General features: G+C 42.5%; 2 protein-coding genes and 1 pseudogene. 2 read left to right on the forward strand and 1 reads right to left on the reverse strand.

Translation table 11 applies throughout. The features are described 5' to 3' along the window. The first annotated feature begins 101 nt into the window (after positions 1-101). Both ACRBG0_RS27335 and ACRBG0_RS27340 read left to right on the forward strand, forming a co-directional pair. Positions 102-1,196, forward strand: coding sequence for a type I phosphomannose isomerase catalytic subunit (locus tag ACRBG0_RS27335; RefSeq protein WP_431490006.1), 1,095 nt, complete (start codon positions 102-104; stop codon positions 1,194-1,196). Between the two features lie 130 nt (positions 1,197-1,326). After that, a pseudogene (locus tag ACRBG0_RS27340) lies at positions 1,327-1,728 on the forward strand (GNAT family N-acetyltransferase); the annotation flags it as partial. Between the two features lie 94 nt (positions 1,729-1,822). On the opposite strand, the gene ACRBG0_RS27345 reads toward ACRBG0_RS27340, so the two are convergent. Further along, positions 1,823-2,569, reverse strand: a 747-nt coding sequence (locus ACRBG0_RS27345) for a T9SS type A sorting domain-containing protein (RefSeq protein ID WP_431490007.1), incomplete at its 5' end; no start/stop codon positions are given.

Genomic DNA, 2,569 nt, shown 5'->3' on the forward strand with positions numbered 1-2,569 from the left:
AGTAAAATTAAAAGGTGCTCCCGACTTTTCGGTTATCTCCTTTTTTGGGACATTCGGGTATATTTACCATTCAAGGCACACGCTAAACATATAACCGAAAAATGAATCAGCATCTACACAAATACGCATCTATTCCCCTAAAACAGCTTTCAAACAGGGTTTGGAGAACTTATGAAGGTGGTGCTTTGATTGACAAATGGAAAAAGACTGCTCCTGAGATAGATGGAAGTACGCCTGAAGAATGGATCATGTCTACCGTTACAGCACGTGGAAAAAACAGGCCCGCAAATGAAGGGCTATCGCTTATAGATACCGATGATGGCATTTTACCACTAAAAGCTTTAATCGATTCAAACCTGGAATTGTATTTAGGCAAAGAATTGGCTCAGAAATACGGAACAACAGGAGTTCTTATTAAAATGCTGGATTCTTTGGAACGACTAACCGTTCAGGTACACCCGGATAAGCAGTATGCTAGAAATGTATTTAATTCCGCCTTTGGCAAAACAGAATCGTGGTATGTACTGAATACACGTGAAATAAACGGCGAGAAAAGTGTCGTTTACATGGGTTTCAAAAAGCATGTTACCAAAAAGGAATGGAAAGCTCACTTTGACAATCAAAACATTCAGGGAATGCTTGACTGCCTGCACAAAATTGAAGTAAAGCCCGGCGATGCTTTTATGATTTACGGTGGGGTGCCACATGCTATCGGCGCTGGTTGCTTTTTAATGGAAGTTCAAGAACCGACCGATTATACCATGCGCGTAGAAAAAACAACGCCAAATGGTCTAAAAATTGGACCAGAATTGATTCATCAGGGAGTTGGCGAAGAAAAAATGCTCGAATGTTTTCATTACGATACCCACACCTTAGACGAAGCGCTACAAAAGTGGAAAATAACACCAGAGGTACTGGACAGCTCTAATGAGTTTACACTAAAGACCTTATTCAATAAAAAGCATACCAACTGCTTCGGCCTAAATGAATTGCTCTTAGATGGGAAATATACCATCCAGGGTAATTCTTGTTTCTATGTCGCTGTTATCTATGCCGGTGATGGCCTCATGAGTTGTAATGGCAAGGAGTACAGCTACACGCAGGGAGATGAAATATTTATTTCGGCAGCCATTTCAGAAATCACCTTTACTTCTAAAAATCCATCGAAAATTTTACTTTGTTATCCTCCCAGTTAGTGCTGCCCAATGAAAATAATCAGACTTAAAAGTATTACAGATAACTATTTCCAAATCGCGTGGAAACTATATGAAGAAGCCTTCCCTGCGGAGGAGCGGAGGTTAATTGATGCCCAATCTCGCGTGATNNGAAAAACCAAGTTATCATTTTGATATCATCATTCATGATAACCAGTTTATAGGCTTTTTCTTGTGGTGGGATTTTGAAAACCATCGATACATAGACCATTTTGCAACAGCTACACAACATAGAAACAAGGGGTTCGGAAAGTTAATCCTTGAACAATTCATGGATGGCAGCAAACCAATTCTGCTAGAAGTTGAATTACCTGACTCCCCTATCAATCAACGCAGGATAAATTTTTACGAAAGAATTGGATTAAAACTGAATCAACATTATTACGAAGTGCCATCTTCGGAAAAAGGCCACGCACCTTTTCAATTATTGCTGATGTCATACCCAACCTTACTTTCAGAAACGGATGTTGAACAGTTTGTAGAAAAGTGTCATCCCATTATTTTCGAAGGCTAATCAAAAAGGCGTTCCCTGACCAATTAGCCAAGGAACGCCTCTTTCTGTCACATCAGCTTAGGGTGATTTATTACAGTACCACCTCAAACTTTTCTTACATCTTCACAAAACGACCTCTCCCTTTAATCAGATTATCGGAAATGATCACTTCGTAGCTGCCGGCTGGTAACTGCCGCACATCTATTGTTGTCTTTAGGTAATCGCCTGGTTTCGTAACATTTTGCTCCAGCAACAAACGGCCGGCTATATCATAAACCAGAATTCTAATATCCCGCGCAGTAGGCTGTTGCAATTCCAGTGTAAGCTCCGTACTCACCGGATTAGGAAACAGGTTAAAGCGCAGATCGAAGGCCAGTTCTCCAACACCAACGATGTCAATCGTGATCTCTTCCGAACTGACGGTACACTCGTTCTCGTCGATCACGACAATGACGTAATTGCCATCCGGCAGATCAGCAAAGGTGCCGCTTTCCTGGAAGGTGATACCACCGTCGATACTGTACATCAAATTGCCAGTTCCACCAGTAGCCGTAGCTGTAATGGTGTTTTCTATGGCTTCCGTGGTAAGCACAATCTCAGGAGCATCTTCTACTTCGTAAGTGCCCGCGTCAAAGGTGTTGCCCTGCGCATCCATGATGGTTACGGGATAGTTGCCTGCTAATAAGCCCTCGAATGTATTGCTTTCGCCAAATACTTCGCCATCAATACTGTACTGGTAAGGGCCTGCGCCGTCGATTACTTCCGTTACCGTTAGTGCGCCGTCTTCTCCGTTGGCACAACTGGTGCTCGCTGTCGTTACGGTAGCACTTTGGATGAGGTTGATCGTCACGGTAGATGTGCC

Origin of the sequence: Lewinella sp., from assembly GCF_050633125.1 — a bacterium.
Taxonomy (GTDB): Bacteria; Bacteroidota; Bacteroidia; order Chitinophagales; family Saprospiraceae; genus Lewinella.